Below are 14,853 nucleotides of genomic sequence, written 5' to 3' on the forward strand. Positions count from 1 at the left end.
GAATCCAGTATAACACACAAATCGACAGAATGCAACGCTTTATTGCACTACCTTGTGAATGTAAGCGCTTACTCACGGGTCAGCCGCAGGATCACTTCCCGGTGTTCCGGATATTTTTCCAGCAGTTCTTTCCGATCAAACAGTTCAAACTCTTCATATTTAAAACAGGGTGACACCATACATCCCACCAGGCTGAACCCCTCCTCTTCCATGGCGGAACCGAAGATCATCCCCTTCGGTACCAGTACCTGGGGTACTTCTCCCTTCTCCAGATCCAGTCCCAGCTTCGCAGCGGTCAGTTTTCCTTCCTCATCGATCATATAGATTGTCAGTGCATTGCCATCATGGTAATACCACACCTCGTCCGATTTCAGGCGGTGAAAATTCGACACTTCACCCTTTGCCAGCATAAAATAGATGCTGCTCCACAGATCTCTGTCTTCCTTTTCCAACAGGCATTCCTTAAAATAGCCACCCTCCACATGGGGTTCCATTTCCAGATGTTCAATATAATACTCCGCTGAATGTTTCATAAATGCTTTCCTCTTTCCGACTATTTCTTTTTCCATGAAATTAGTGTATACTATGCAGAGAAAAAGCGCAATTGCAAAAGTACTGCATGGCGCGGAATGGAGAATATTATGGAAAAAATAGCCAGCTTCACCATTGACCATATCAAACTGCAGCCCGGTGTCTATGTATCCCGTAAGGATCACATCGGAGCAGAAGTCATCACCACCTTCGATCTGCGCATGACCAGTCCCAACGAGGAGCCGGTGATGAATACCGCAGAAGTTCACACCATCGAGCATCTGGGTGCGACCTTCCTGCGTAATCATCCGGAATATAAGGACAAGACTGTCTACTTTGGACCCATGGGATGTCGTACCGGTTTCTACCTGCTGTTAGCCGGTGACCTTTCCTCTAAGGATATCGTTCCCCTGATGGTGGAAATGTTCGAGTTCATCCGCGATTACAAGGGCGAGGTACCCGGTGCTTCTCCCAAGGACTGCGGCAACTACCTGGATATGAATCTGGGCATGGCAAATTACCTGGCAAAACGCTATCTGGATAATGTGCTGTACAACATTGATGACAGCCGCCTGGTATATCCGGAGTGATTACAATTATTTAAGAAAGAACAGGAAAACACTCATGAAAAAAATCGGAATCATCGGTGCCATGGAGCTGGAGGTAGAGACCCTCAAAGCTCACATGACCACCACCAAGATCACTACTAAAGCCCACATGGAATTTCACGAAGGCACATTAAACGGTACTCCCGTTGTCATCGTCCGCAGCGGTGTCGGCAAAGTCAATGCCGCTCTCTGTGTACAGATCCTGGCAGACCTCTTCGAAGTGACTGCCATCATCAATACCGGCGTGGCAGGTTCCCTGAATGCTGTCCTGGACATCGGAGATATCCTGATCTCCAGGGATGCGCTGCATCATGATGTAGATGCCACGATTTTCGGTTACAGACCCGGTGAGGTTCCTCAGTTAGGCTGCCGGGAATTTATTGCAGATGAGCATCTCGCCCAAGTCGCTGTCTCCACCTGTAAAGAAGTCAATCCGGACATTCACGTTCATACCGGGCGCGTGGTCAGCGGTGACCAGTTCATTTCCAGCAAAGAAGTCAAGACTCGTCTGATTCAGGAATTTCAGGGAGATTGTGCTGAGATGGAGGGAGCTTCCATTGCCCACGGTGCATACTTAAACGACATTCCTTTTGTCATCATCCGTGCTATCTCCGACAAGGCAGATGACAGTGCCGAGATGGATTATCCTACCTTTGAAAAAGCCGCAGCACTCCACTCCGCTAAGCTGGTAGAAGCCATGATGCCCCGGATCTAGAAAGGATATCATTATGAAAAAAGAAAAGAAATACATCGAATATATCTTAAAACAAGCGGAAGCCCTGCTGGCTATCGACAGTCCTTCCGGTTTCACGGAAAAAGTAACGGATTATCTCTGCGAGGAATACAAACGCCTCGGCTACAAGCCGGTCAAGACCAAAAAGGGCGGTGTTCTCGTAGAGATCGGCGGCAAAGGCAACGCCATTCTGACCATGGCCCATGTAGATACGCTGGGCGGCATGGTCGCTGAGATCAAGAGCAACGGTCGTCTCCGCCTGACCAGGGTCGGCGGCTTGAACGCGAACAACATCGAGACTGAAAACTGCCGTATCTACACGCTGGACGGTAAAGTATACGATGGTACCGTACAGCTGACCGATGCTTCCATCCATGTCAACGACGATTATCAGAAGTCCGAGAGAACTTTTGACTCCGTGGAAGTCCTGCTGGATGAAAAGGTATCTTCCAAAGAGGACGTAAAAGCACTTGGGATCGAAAACGGTTCCTTCGTCTGCATGGATCCCCGTACCCGCATCACCGAGTCCGGCTACATCAAGAGCCGTTTCCTGGATGACAAGCTCAGCACCGCTATTTTGCTGGGATTTGCTAAATATGTAAAGGACGAGGATCTGAAGCTGTCCCGCAAAGTCTACCAGCATATCACCGTCTTCGAGGAGGTCGGCCACGGTGCCTGCGCTTCCGCACCGGAAGATGTGGAGGAATTGTTGTCCGTAGATATGGGTTGTGTCGGTGAAGGCCTGGAATGCACAGACCGTCAGGTATCCATCTGCGTGAAGGACGGCCACGGACCGTATCATTATGATGTTGTCAAAGCCCTGATCCAGGCAGCGAAGGACAATCATATCGACTATGCAGCGGATGTATATCCTTATTACGGTTCCGATGCCGATGCGGCTTTAAGCGCCGGCATCGACGCCAGACACGGACTCATTGGTCCCGGTGTCTACGCATCTCACGGTTATGAACGGTCACATAAAGATGCCGTTGCCGCAACACTGGAATTATTAAAGGCTTATCTGGCATAACTCCAAATATAAATTGCACATAAAAAGCAGTCCGGAGACCGACAGATTTTCTATCTTCTGCCGGTTCCGGACTGCTTTTATAATACTCTTGCAAGTAATATACCTATTTCGCCTCTTCCGCTTCGCCGTCTTTTTTCTTGTTGAATACGAACAGCTTACTGAACACATAATTTCCAATGATGACCAGAACCGCAGAGATCACGGTTGCAACCAGCAGGTTTACACCAACTGCGGTCAGCACCTGCATCACTACCATATCCAGGATCAGGGTAGATACTCTGGAAAGGACGAATTTCGGAGCCTCCGAAAGCATCGGTGCGTTGCTCTTGAATACGAACTTACGGTTCGTGAAATATGCAAAAATAACACCGGCGGTCCAGTTAATAATACTCAATACAACATTCTGGAACGGTGTGGGATACATCGTATTGTCAAATAACAGGAAGTTTGCTAAGAACTTTGCTGCCCAGGATACGACCGTGGTTAGTCCACCTACGATCAGATATGCGATGATCTCTTCATATTTGATCCACAGTGCTTTTATCTTTTCTATCATGTTATCCTCATTTCCTGTAGTATCCACGCTTACGCGATAAGGTCCTACATTAATCTCATTTTTCATTGTTGAAAGCCGTAATTACAAATATACACAAATATCTCTATGAATGCAAGTATTTTACAGATTCACTACATTCCTGTTTTCCCCGCGCATAAATGCCTTGATGTTCTCATAGACACCCTGCACGCAGCGGGTTCTCGCTTCCACGCTTGCCCATGCCAGATGAGGGGTAATGATCAGCTTGTTGCTGTCCTTTAGTGTACTTAACGGATTGGACAACTCCAGGGGCTCCTTCTCCAATACATCCAGACCCGCTGCCTGGATCTCTCCTGCCACCAGTGCCTCATAGAGATCGGAATTGTTCACTACCGGACCTCTCGCCACATTAATGAGGACCGCCGTTTTTTTCATCTTACGGAAAGCTTCCTTGTCGATGAAGTTGCGGGACAGATCACTTAACGGACAATGCAGGGACAGGAAATCACTCTCTCTTAATAAAGTATCCTTGTCCACCTGGGGATAATCCGTGCAGGTGCTCTTACCGGTGATGGAATAAAAGATCACCTTACAGCCGAACGCCGTTGCGATTGCCGCTGCTCTCTTACCGATATTTCCCATTCCTACGATGCCCCAGGTCTTGCCTTCCAATTCATAAAAAGGTCTGTCAAAATTAGAAAAACGATCCTGCGCACTGTAAGCGCCGGATTTTACATATTCATCATAATAGGGGAGCTTCTGGCTCAGTGCCAGTGCCAGAGTAAAGGTATGCTGTGCTACCATAGCTGTAGAATAATCCACCACGTTTGCGACCTTAATGCCTCTGGATTTGCAATATTCCAGGTCGCAGTTGTCATATCCGGTAGCGAGTTCACAGATCAACTTCACGTTCGGACAATTTTTCAGGGATTCTTCTCTCATCGGAGCCTTGTTGCAGACGATCACATCCGCATCTCCTACACGCTCTGCCACTTCTTCTAACGTAACCGTATTGGGATAGGATGTTACTTCTCCCAGTTCATAAAAACAATCTACCGGCACATCCGTACCCGCACTGTTTCTCTCCAGCAATACAATCTTCATTTTTACCGTTCTCTCCTGTTCTTTTGTAGTATTTGAATCATCATTCTATGTCACATAAACATCTTCGTATCATGTTCATCAATAATACAGGCATCTTGATTCTCTTACACTCATTATTCCATAAAATATAAGCTTATAATACAACAACAGCGTAATGAAATCAATTCATTACGCTGTCTTTTATACTTTGCAGATATATGATTGCTTGTAACAATTACAATCTCTTCAGCAGTTCTTCTCTCTGTGCCTCGTAACCGGGCTTTCCAAGCAGAGCGAACATGTTCTTCTTGTAGCTCTCTACACCGGGCTGGTTGAAAGGATTTACACCCAGCAAGTATCCGCTGACACCACATGCGAACTCGAAGAAGTAGAACAGCTCGCCAAGATAGAACTCATTTACCTCGGGAACGGTTACCATGAAGTTGGGAACCTGACCATCGGTATGTGCCAGAATGGTTCCGTTCATAGCACTCTTATTGACAAAATCAACGGTCTTGCCTGCCAGATAGTTCAGACCATCCAGATCTACAGGCTCCTCGCCGATCGTAAGCTCCTCTCTCGGAGTGTCAATGTTGATCACGGTCTCGAACATTACACGGGAACCGTCCTGAATGAACTGACCCATGGAATGCAGATCGGTGGTCAGATCCACGCTTGCGGGGAACAGACCCTTGTTGTCCTTACCTTCGCTCTCACCAAACAGCTGCTTCCACCACTCACTTACATAATGAACAGCGGGCTCATAATTCGCCAGGATCTCAACACTCTTGCCCTTGCGCAGTAAGATGTTACGCAGAGCCGCATACTGCAGCGCATCGTTCTCTTCGAAATCATTCTCCAGCGCACGCTTTCTTCCGCTGGCTGCACCTTCCATCAGCTTGTCGATATCAGCACCGCTGACAGCGATAGGTAACAGACCTACTGCGGTCAGTACGGAGAAACGTCCTCCTACATCATCGGGTACTACGAAGGTCTCGTAACCTTCCTCATCGGACAGATGCTTTAAACTTCCCTTAGCCTTATCGGTGGTAGCATAGATTCTCTCTGCCGCACCCTTCTTGCCGTATTTAGCTTCCAGCTTCTCCTTGAATACACGGAAAGCAATAGCGGGCTCTGTGGTGGTACCGGACTTGGAGATCATGTTGATGGAGAAATCTCTGTCGCCTACTACATCCATCAGGTGCTTCAGATAGGTGGAGCTGATGGAGTTACCACAGAAGTAGATCTCCGGAGTCTTACGTACACTCTTATCCAGCACATTGTAGAAGCTGTGGCTTAAGAACTCGATAGCCGCTCTGGCTCCCAAATAAGAACCACCGATACCGATAACCAACAGAACGTCGGAATCGCTCTGAATCTTCTTCGCTGCTGCCTTGATGCGGGCGAACTCTTCCTTATCGTAATCTACGGGAAGGTCGATCCATCCCAGGAAATCATTGCCTGCACCGGTCTTGGATACCAGGGTCTCCTTCGCATCCAGGGTAAGCTTCTTCATGTAACCGATCTCTTCCTCAGAAATAAAAGAGCCGGCCTTGGAATAATCAAATGTAACTTGTCTGCTCATAATGCTCCTCCTTATATCTTTCAGATATATCACATACTTAACAAAACTATTCTGATGTATATTTGCATAACTTTTTGTGAAGCTTTCTTTTTGCAAATATGCCTCAGATAGTTTTTATTTTAACAAAGTTACATTCCATTTTCAAGATGTATATCGAAATCGTTTCCATTTATTATACAGTAAGCAATTCCTGCAAAAGTGCCTGTAATTCTTCCTCCGTGACCCTTGAAGTTTCATCCTGCTGAGCCATGCCTCTGTCTTCCATTTTCCCGGGCATCTCATGTTCCGTGGAAAATACCTCTCTTCCGGTCTCCCGAACCATCTCCTGCGGCTGTGCAGTCCTCCCCCGGATCGGCATCAACTCCACTGTCCGCCTGCCGGGGAGCTTCGACGCTCCGTACAGTCTCTCGTAGTCCTGCTCCGTCACCGGGATCCTGCCGGACAGGTGATTTTCCAGATAATCGATCAGATTCGTCTTCAGTACCCGCCGCTTCCCCTTGATGTCCACCAGTGCCGACAGAGAAAAATACAGATACAGCCCCAGGAAGCTCGCAATATAAAAAGGCAGTATCTCACCTAACATCCTTCCGTCCAAAATCCCCTTACAGATCCCCACTCCTGCAAATATCACCGAGAACAGCATGCACTGCCCGGACAGATGATACCATGCATCAAAGGATAAATGTCCGAAAGACAAGCGGTTTAAGAACTTGTCCACAAACACCGGAATATTGGACACGCCTCCGTTTAACTGGTAACAATTCGCGAATTTGACCTTGCACTGTTTCAAAAGCCGGTTCCCCGTAGTTGCCATATTGTCCGTCTCACGGATCATTGTATGATACATCCACGCCAGCATCAGACGCACCAGAACGCTGAGACACAAAAATACCAGGATCCCCGCCGTGATCACTTTTTCTTCTTTAAATATCGTAAACATCCTCAAAACTCCTTTCCGTCGTTTCCTCAAGTATAACGTATATATGTCCTGTTTTGTACGGTTTTTCATCGTCATTCTTCTACTGCGTCAGACAAAAATTATGAGCTTTCTACATTTTTTATAACAAGAAAAGCATTCTGACATTATTGTATAAACCATAAAAATCTGCTATAATCAGTCTTTAGTAATTCTGTTAGAAAAGAGGTTGATTTACTTATGATATACAAGACAAAGGGTACTTGCTCCACTATGATCGACGTAGAATTAAAGGACGGCGTCATCGATTCCGTTAAATTCACCGGCGGCTGCAACGGCAACCTCCAGGGCATCAGTGCTCTGGTAAAGGGCATGAAGCCGGAAGAGGCCATCAGCCGTCTGAAAGGAATCCGCTGCGGTTTCAAACCTACCTCCTGTCCTGACCAGCTGGCTCACGCTCTGGAAGAAATGATCGCAAAATAATAAACAGGTTACCGAAAGGCATTGAGATTTTATGAAAAAAATAGTACTGACCGGCGGCGGAACTGCCGGACACGTTACACCGAATATTGCATTGTTACCGGCGCTGCAGGCAGCCGGCTATGAGATTTCCTACGTCGGTTCCTACGAAGGCATCGAGAAGAAGCTGATCGCCGACTTCAATATTCCTTACACGGGAATCTCCACCGGCAAATTCCGCAGATACTTAGATCCGAAGAACTTCTCGGATCCTTTCCGTGTCATGAAGGGATTCGTGGAGGCACGCAATTATCTGAAAAATTATCAGCCGGATGTAGTATTTTCCAAGGGAGGCTTCGTAAGCGTCCCCGTGGTCCGCGCCGCAGCTTCCTTACATATTCCCTGTATCATTCACGAATCGGATATGACTCCGGGGCTGGCGAACAAGCTGTGCATTCCCGTTGCGGAAAAGGTATGCTGCAATTTCCCGGAGACCATGAAAAACATTCCGGCAGACAAAGCCGTCCTTACCGGTTCTCCCATCCGCGCAGAACTGGCCGAAGGCAGTAAGCTTGCGGGACTTAACATGTGCGGATTTACTGCGAATAAGCCTGTGATCATGGTCATCGGCGGAAGTCTCGGTGCTGCCAATGTCAATAAGGCAGTCCGTGATGCCCTGCCGAAGCTGTTAGAGGATTTCCAGGTCGTACACCTCTGCGGCAAAGACAAGATCGACAATCTGTTATTAAATACCCCCGGGTATAAACAGTTTGAATATATCAAGGCCGAATTAAAAGACATCTTTGCCATGGCGGATGTGGTGATCTCCCGCGCCGGAGCCAACGCCATCTGCGAGCTTCTGGCACTAAAAAAGCCCAACATCCTGATCCCCCTGCCTGCTGCCAGCAGCCGCGGAGACCAGTTGTTGAACGCTGCTTCCTTCGAAGCCCAAGGATATTCCATTGTCCTGAATGAGGATGATATTACGACGAATCTTCTGGTAGATAAAGTACATGAACTGTACTTTAACCGCCAGAATTATGTAGACGCCATGAGCAAAAGCCATCAGATGGATGCCGTTAAGACCATTATGGAACTGATCAATGAAGCGGCAGATAAAAAGACGAATTAGCATCTTAACAATCTAAATAAGATCACTCAGCTGTGCAAATTGTTCCAGCGTCAGTGCCTCTCCGCGAACGGTAGGTGACAATCCCATCTGTTCGAGAGCTGCTGACGCTGATTCTTTTGTAATTCCGGGAAGTCCCGCATTGCCGAGACCGTTCACCAGAGTCTTTCTTCGCTGGTTAAAGGAAGCCCGGATCAGAGAGAACATCTTCTTCTCATCCTTTACCTTCACAGGCGGCTCTTCATATCGGGTCAGACGGATCACCGCACTGCCGACATTGGGTCTCGGAATAAAGCAGTTCGGAGGAACGTTAGCCACGATCTCCGGCTTCGCATAATACTGCACCGCCAGGGATAATGCACCGTAATCCTTCGTGCCGGGTCCTACCTGCATACGATCCGCCACTTCCTTCTGTACCATGATCGTAATGCTTTTCAGCGGTACACGGCTCTCGAACAGTCCCATAATGATCGGTGTCGTGATGTAATAAGGCAGATTCGCCACCACTTTAATGGGGCGTCCACCGTTTTTCTCCTCCACCAGTCTGTTAATATCCACTTTCAAAATATCATCATTGATCACCGTAACATTGTCATAATCCTGCAGAGTCTCCTCCAGGATCGGAAGTAACGCCTTGTCGATCTCCACCGCCACAACACTGCCCGCGCGCTCCGCCAGATACTGTGTCATGGTGCCGATGCCCGGACCGATCTCCAGCACACAATCCTCCTTCGTGATCTCCGCGGAAGATATGATCCGGTCTAAGACCGTCGTATCTATCAGAAAATTCTGTCCGAATTTTTTCTGAAAATTAAAATGGTATTTCTGAAGTACCGCGATGGTATTCTGGGGAATTCCCAAATAAGCCATGGTAAACCTCCTTAATTACTTATGTTATCATGTAAAGATGTCGGGGTCAAAAGCCCCCGACTTTGATGCCTACGGATTGTTCCGTGCTACGCACTCTCACAATCCTACTCTCTATTCGCATATCGTGGGATTATCATCCCACTTTTATGCTCATATCGGGACGGGTCATAAGGTCTTTCACCCACTTATGAGCTAGCTCATGTGGGCTTAGACCTTTTGACCCTGGCATCAATGTAAATCCTTAATAGAATTTAAAATCCTCTAAAAAGTGAATGCAATCATACAGTACCAGCACATCCATGCCCTGCTCGGGCTCGTACTGCTCCATGAGCTGGAACAGTTTCCCGTTAAAATACCGAAGATCCACCACATAGATCGTCTCATAGTGCGCCGCGAGCAGCGGGATCATGCTGTTCGCATAGGAATCCTTGATCACAAAAAGCGTCTTGCCAGGGTTATAGCCGGTATGAATCTCTATAAAGGCATGATTATCATTCAGGAAAAATCCGTACTGGTTCTTGGTCTCCAGATATTCCGGCGCATACAGAGAGTCCGCCGTGTCTGCGAAATCATAGGTGACCGATACCGACTTTTTCTCCGTCTCGGGAAAATACTGTATCCTGTCCTTCGTCCAGGCCACATTGATCCGGGACTGCAGTGTCCCCTGAAAATCCTCCGACACTGTCTTCATGCCTGCCGTATTATACGGATAGGGGAATTTTCCCATGTTGTCTGCCCATGCCAGGAATCCGTAATAGGCTCCGAGGCTGGTCCAGTGATGATCCGTGCGGTAATAGATCGGTTCCCCCGCATGCTCCTGCAATGCGGAATACACATCGATATAGTGCTCCTCACCGACAGACTCCTTCACCTTCGCAAGCAGTCTCATCTCATCATAATGCGGTGCAAAAGCGGGCAGCTTATCTGTCAGAATATTATCTGCGGTAGGTACCAGCATGACTTTTGCATCCCACCGGTTTACCAGCTTTTTCAGGGACGCAATCCGGGAATCTTCCATCTGTTCCGTGTATTTTTTCGGATCATTTACCCCGATCAGATAACGGTCTGCCCCCAGATAGACTCCATTGATCTCCTTTTTCTGAAACAGAATATCCGCGCGGGTCTTTATTCCCACCCATTTATCCCGTCCTACAAACTGGTCAGACATATATTCTTCGTAATCGTCGCCATACTCTCCCGACAGCAGGCTCTCCCAGGAAAATGTCGGTCTGGAAGCCAGCACCCTGTTCTCTGTCTCAGAATAAATTCTGTCACTGTTACACAGATCGGCGATTCCCAGAACGAAAAGAACCGCACATATCAGTCCGACAGTCAGCAGAGCATTTCTCTTATCATCCACACACGGTTCCTCCTTCCCTGTCAGAATCGGAAATACAAAAACGGGTTATAAGATGCATCCACTATATATGCTACAGACAAAATCAGCAACGCCGCCGGAATGACTTTTTCACCTACGCGGTATAATGCCATGGCTGGCCCTGTCTTGCTGCTTTTGAGTCTGTGCACCAGCAGACTGCCGACGGGCAGACATGCCACCAGTGCAATGATCAGAAGCACCAGATACTCATTTCCCAAAAACATTGCCTGTGTGTTCATAAGTCCAACACCATTTAATCCAAACATCGCCTGCAGATATGCCGGAATCTCTCCCGGCTTCTCCAGTGCGAAAAATACCCAGCTGATCAATACCACTGTCAGCGTATAGACTCTGCCAAACACCACCGGAGCATTTTTCAGGAGCTCTCCCAAAAACAGTTTTTCCAGAATTAAAAACAGGGCAAACCAAAGTCCCCAGAACAGGAAATTCCATCCCGCACCATGCCAGATTCCGGTCAATGTCCATACGATCAGTATATTGAGGATCTGTCTGGCAAGTCCCTTGCGGTTACCGCCCAGGGGAATATATACATATTCCTTGAACCAGGTGCTGAGGGAAATATGCCATCTGTGCCAAAAATCCGTAACAGAGGTGGCAATATAAGGATAATTAAAGTTCTCCGGGAAATGAAATCCCAAAATTGCTCCCAGTCCGATCGCCATATCCGAATATCCGGAAAAATCAAAATAGATCTGAAAAGCGTATGCCACAATTCCTATCCACGCCATCAGCACACTCATCTGATCATTTTTCAGGGAAGATATCTGTGTCCACAAAAGTCCGAGATTGTTGGCCAGAAGAACTTTTTTCGCAAGTCCCGTCACAAAGCGTTTCGCTCCGTAGCTGATGGCATCCAGATCGGAACGCCTTTCCTGAAGATATTTTTCGATCTGATGATACTTTAGGATCGGTCCCGCGATCAGCTGCGGGAACATGGTCACGTAGACACCGAACTGTAAAATATTACGCTGTGCTTTGGCATCTCCTCTGTATACATCAATCACGTAAGACATGGTCTGGAAGGTGTAAAAAGAGATACCGATAGGTAACGGAAGACCCAGCAACGGAATCGATGTTCCGAACACTGTATTCACCGTCTGCAGCAGAAAATCGGCATATTTAAAAAATCCCAGGATAAACAGGTTGATAACAACAGAACATAACAAAAAGATCCTGGAGCAATCCTTTCCTCTATAGTCCTCTATCAGCCTTCCCCATACGAAATCCGAAATCGTGGAAAAAAGCATCAGAAAAATATAGACCGGCTCTCCCCAGGCATAAAAGACCAGGCTCCCCAGAAACAGAACCAGATTCTTCATGTTCCGGGGAACCAGGAAATAGCAGATCATAAAAATCGGTAAAAACCGAAAAAGAAACAACACACTGCTGAATACCATTCACTCTACTCCGCATTTACTCCAGAGTCTGTCTGATAGCCTCCAGGGCAAGTTCATTCTGCTCCTGACAGTAAGTGATCACGGCCTCATCCCCCTGCTCTTCCACAGAGGAAGTGTCCGCGCCCAACTGTACAAAGCATACATAATCACCTATCCGTTCCACTCGGGATGCCTGTATCTTGCCAAGATTCATGGGATACTGCATCGTGTCATTCACCAGACTGTCACGATAGGCGTTCAATGCATTTTCTACATCCTCTACCTTACCATCTTTTGCGTGAATAATCAATAAAGTATCTACATTGACACTGATCATAGGACACTCACCCAGATAAGCATCATACAGATCTGCACTGACACCATAGGTCTCATTCAGCATTTCCTCCGGGATCTCGGAATCGGGCCAGTAATCATCACCCAGCGCGTCTGTCACTGCTTTTTTGGCGCTCTGTAATGCCGATGCCACATCTCCACTTTCCTGCTGTGTGCCGGCATTTCCCGCCTCAGTGCTCTCTACACTCGTCCCGGTGGATTCTGCGGTGCCTTCTGTACTTTCCACACTGTTCTCTGTAGCAGCACCGGTATCCTTGTCCTGCCCGTTTCCGCAGGCCGCCATGGACAGTGCCAAAGTACCCATAAGTAACATACATGCTAATTTCTTCTTCATAAAGTCTCTCCTCTTTTCTATGGGATATGCCCATACTTATTGTTATAGTGTCCCCACTATGGGGATGCCTATTCTATCAAACGACAAATACAACGAAAAGTTTCACATTACATTACATTTTCCTGCATTCAAAGTCTTTCATTTTTACTGCGTAAGCGGATACATCATAGCACAGATTTATAGCACATCACAACTCAATTTTGCCTTTTTCCCGGCTTTTTACTTTGATTTTTGCCCTCTCCCCGCTTTTTACTTTACAAAAGGATAAACCCTACGCTATACTTGCAAAGGACTATTAGCGTGTATCCGCTGCATACGCAGCAGAATGTGAGGAATTATGAGTATATTAAACGTAGAACACCTGACCCACGGCTTCGGCGACCGTGCTATTTTTAACGATGTATCGTTTCGACTGCTAAAGGGCGAGCATATCGGTCTCATCGGTGCCAACGGCGAGGGCAAATCTACTTTTATGAATATTATCACCGGCAAGCTCATGCCGGATGAGGGAAAAGTAGAATGGGCGAAAAATGTCCGTGTCGGCTATCTGGACCAGCATACCGTGCTGACTCCCGGCATGACCATCCGCCAGGTGCTGGCTTCCGCCTTTGACTTTTTATATGATATGGAAGCACAGATGAACGAGATCTGTGACAAAATGGGAGATGCCACTCCCGAAGAGCTGGAACAGTATATGGAAGATCTAGGGACGATCCAGGACCTCTTAACCATGCATGATTTCTATATGATCGATGCCAAGGTGGAAGAAGTGGCAAGAGCCTTAGGGTTGATGGAGATCGGTCTCGATCGTGATGTCACCGAGCTGTCCGGCGGCCAGCGTACCAAGGTCCTGCTGGGGAAACTCCTGTTGGAGAAGCCGGATATCCTGCTCTTGGACGAGCCTACCAACTATCTGGATGCGGAGCATATCGAATGGCTGAAGCGTTATCTGAACGAATACGAGAATGCTTTCATTCTGATCAGCCATGACATTCCCTTCCTGAACAGTGTCATCAACCTCATCTATCATATGGACAATCAGGAGCTGACCCGTTACGTGGGCGATTACGACAAGTTCCAGGAAGTCTATGCCATGAAAAAGTCCCAGCTGGAGGCCGCTTACAACCGCCAGCAGAAGGAGATCGCCGATCTGAAGGACTTCGTGGCAAGGAATAAAGCCAGAGTCTCCACCCGTAATATGGCGATGTCCCGGCAGAAGAAGTTGGACAAAATGGATGTCATCGAGCTGGCTGCGGAGAAGCCGAAGCCGGAATTCTCTTTTAAGGAAGGACATACTACCGGACGCATCATTTTCGAGACCAGAGATCTCGTCATCGGGTACGACGAGCCGCTGTCCAAGCCTCTGAACCTGTCTATGGAGCGTGGCGAGAAGGTGGCGCTGATCGGTGCCAACGGTATCGGTAAGACCACTCTGTTAAAAAGTATTCTGGGTCTGATCCCGCCGTTGTCCGGCGAAGTGGAGCAGGGCGATTATCTGGAGATCGGATACTTCGAGCAGGAGATGTCCGGCTCCGGAGACAACAGCTGCATCGAAGAGATCTGGCAGGAATTCCCCGCCTTCACCCAGTATGAGGTACGTTCCGCCCTGGCAAGATGCGGACTCACCACCAAGCATATCGAGAGCCGCGTGAAGGTATTGAGCGGTGGCGAACAGGCAAAGGTACGTCTCTGCAAGCTGATGAACCGCGCCACAAATGTATTGCTGTTAGATGAGCCGACGAACCACCTGGACGTCGATGCCAAGGATGAGCTGAAACGTGCCCTGCAGGAATACAAGGGCAGCATCCTCATGGTCTGCCATGAACCGGAGTTCTATGACGGACTGGCTACCCAGGTATGGGACCTCTCCCGATGGACCACGAAGATATAAAGAAGATATAAATTAGGGGG

15 protein-coding genes are annotated in these 14,853 nt (G+C 47.8%); 6 read left to right on the forward strand and 9 right to left on the reverse strand.

The genetic code is table 11. The annotated features are described in order from the left end of the window. Positions 1-68: 68 nt before the first annotated feature. A complete protein-coding gene (locus H9Q77_RS15530; protein ID WP_118550952.1) occupies positions 69-533 on the reverse strand; it encodes a cupin domain-containing protein in 465 nt (154 codons plus the stop codon). A 108-nt stretch (positions 534-641) separates the two neighbouring features. Here H9Q77_RS15530 and H9Q77_RS15535 point away from each other — a divergent pair, with 108 nt between their 5' ends. Genes H9Q77_RS15535 through H9Q77_RS15545 form a run of 3 tightly spaced genes read left to right on the forward strand, consistent with a single transcriptional unit; the run spans position 642 to position 2,902 of the window. Then, entirely contained in the window at positions 642-1,121 is a 480-nt protein-coding gene (locus tag H9Q77_RS15535; protein WP_022153093.1) for an S-ribosylhomocysteine lyase, read from the forward strand. Positions 1,122-1,155: 34 nt separating this feature from the next. Further along, entirely contained in the window at positions 1,156-1,854 is a 699-nt protein-coding gene (locus H9Q77_RS15540) for a 5'-methylthioadenosine/adenosylhomocysteine nucleosidase (protein WP_118550951.1), read from the forward strand. Between the two features lie 13 nt (positions 1,855-1,867). After that, entirely contained in the window at positions 1,868-2,902 is a 1,035-nt protein-coding gene (locus H9Q77_RS15545) for a M42 family metallopeptidase (RefSeq protein WP_022153091.1), read from the forward strand. A 103-nt stretch (positions 2,903-3,005) separates the two neighbouring features. Here the strand turns inward: H9Q77_RS15545 and H9Q77_RS15550 are convergent, their stop codons facing one another. The 4 genes from H9Q77_RS15550 to H9Q77_RS15565 form a co-directional block, all read right to left on the reverse strand. Beyond that, on the reverse strand, positions 3,006-3,458 hold the full coding sequence (locus H9Q77_RS15550; RefSeq protein ID WP_118545456.1) for a GtrA family protein: 453 nt from the start codon (positions 3,456-3,458) through the stop codon (positions 3,006-3,008). A gap of 120 nt (positions 3,459-3,578) precedes the next feature. Further along, positions 3,579-4,541, reverse strand: coding sequence for a D-2-hydroxyacid dehydrogenase (locus H9Q77_RS15555; RefSeq protein ID WP_249326158.1), 963 nt, complete (start codon positions 4,539-4,541; stop codon positions 3,579-3,581). 214 nt (positions 4,542-4,755) lie between these two features. Continuing rightward, positions 4,756-6,105 carry a glucose-6-phosphate isomerase gene (locus H9Q77_RS15560; protein ID WP_022153088.1) on the reverse strand — a complete coding sequence of 450 codons (1,350 nt, stop codon included), beginning with the start codon at positions 6,103-6,105 and terminating at the stop codon, positions 4,756-4,758. Positions 6,106-6,277: 172 nt separating this feature from the next. Beyond that, complete coding sequence (locus tag H9Q77_RS15565) at positions 6,278-7,045, reverse strand: hypothetical protein (RefSeq protein WP_022153087.1); 768 nt, start codon at positions 7,043-7,045, stop codon at positions 6,278-6,280. Positions 7,046-7,261: 216 nt separating this feature from the next. Here H9Q77_RS15565 and H9Q77_RS15570 point away from each other — a divergent pair, with 216 nt between their 5' ends. Together H9Q77_RS15570 and H9Q77_RS15575 are read left to right on the forward strand one after the other, a co-directional pair. Then, a complete protein-coding gene (locus H9Q77_RS15570; protein ID WP_022153086.1) occupies positions 7,262-7,504 on the forward strand; it encodes a TIGR03905 family TSCPD domain-containing protein in 243 nt (80 codons plus the stop codon). Between the two features lie 31 nt (positions 7,505-7,535). Then, positions 7,536-8,612: an undecaprenyldiphospho-muramoylpentapeptide beta-N-acetylglucosaminyltransferase gene (locus tag H9Q77_RS15575; RefSeq protein WP_148448998.1), complete on the forward strand. Its 1,077-nt coding sequence runs from the start codon at positions 7,536-7,538 to the stop codon at positions 8,610-8,612. A 12-nt stretch (positions 8,613-8,624) separates the two neighbouring features. Here H9Q77_RS15575 and rsmA read toward each other — a convergent pair whose 3' ends face one another. The 4 genes from rsmA to H9Q77_RS15595 all read right to left on the reverse strand — a co-directional run bounded on the left by rsmA (position 8,625) and on the right by H9Q77_RS15595 (position 12,942). Further along, on the reverse strand, positions 8,625-9,479 hold the full coding sequence (gene rsmA, locus H9Q77_RS15580; RefSeq protein ID WP_118692793.1) for a 16S rRNA (adenine(1518)-N(6)/adenine(1519)-N(6))-dimethyltransferase RsmA: 855 nt from the start codon (positions 9,477-9,479) through the stop codon (positions 8,625-8,627). A 241-nt stretch (positions 9,480-9,720) separates the two neighbouring features. After that, the gene (locus H9Q77_RS15585; protein ID WP_249326159.1) at positions 9,721-10,839 is read right to left on the reverse strand and encodes a DHHW family protein; all 1,119 of its coding nucleotides are present in this window, start codon (positions 10,837-10,839) and stop codon (positions 9,721-9,723) included. A gap of 20 nt (positions 10,840-10,859) precedes the next feature. After that, a complete protein-coding gene (locus H9Q77_RS15590) occupies positions 10,860-12,275 on the reverse strand; it encodes an MBOAT family O-acyltransferase (RefSeq protein ID WP_118545351.1) in 1,416 nt (471 codons plus the stop codon). A gap of 16 nt (positions 12,276-12,291) precedes the next feature. Next, positions 12,292-12,942, reverse strand: coding sequence for a DUF4358 domain-containing protein (locus H9Q77_RS15595; protein WP_249326161.1), 651 nt, complete (start codon positions 12,940-12,942; stop codon positions 12,292-12,294). A 337-nt stretch (positions 12,943-13,279) separates the two neighbouring features. Here H9Q77_RS15595 and H9Q77_RS15600 point away from each other — a divergent pair, with 337 nt between their 5' ends. After that, positions 13,280-14,833, forward strand: coding sequence for an ABC-F family ATP-binding cassette domain-containing protein (locus tag H9Q77_RS15600; protein WP_249326162.1), 1,554 nt, complete (start codon positions 13,280-13,282; stop codon positions 14,831-14,833). Positions 14,834-14,853: the final 20 nt, after the last annotated feature.

It is taken from the genome of Simiaoa sunii (genome assembly GCF_014337175.1).
GTDB lineage: Bacteria > Bacillota > Clostridia > Lachnospirales > Lachnospiraceae > Acetatifactor > Acetatifactor intestinalis.